The 289-nt window shown below is 63.7% G+C and carries 1 pseudogene; it reads right to left on the bottom strand.

The features are described 5' to 3' along the window. Positions 1-289: pseudogene (locus KKP04_RS15375) on the bottom strand (IS630 family transposase); the annotation flags it as partial.

The raw sequence follows: 289 nt of genomic DNA, 5'->3' as shown, positions 1-289 counted from the left end.
GGCGCTCGCCCTTCGCGCAGCGCCCGTGGCTGCGGGCCATGTTGGTGGCGGTCCACGTTTCGTCTATGAACACGAGGCGCTCCGGTTCCAGGTCGAGTTGGCCGTCGAACCAGTTCCGCCGCTGCTTCAGGATGTCGGGACGCTCCTGTTCGATGGCATGGCCTGTCTTTTTTTGCGCGTCATGCCGTGACGCACAAAGAAGCGGTGAAGCCCGGCTACCGAAACGGTCAGGCCGATCTCGACCAGCGCCTGGCGCAATTCTTCGAGCGAGATGTCCTTGCGCGCTTCC

The sequence above is a fragment of the Rhodomicrobium sp. Az07 genome (assembly GCF_018619475.1).
GTDB lineage: Bacteria > Pseudomonadota > Alphaproteobacteria > Rhizobiales > Rhodomicrobiaceae > Rhodomicrobium.
The sequence above is the reverse complement of the archived record's forward strand: the minus strand, read 5'-3'. Positions and strand labels throughout refer to the sequence as shown.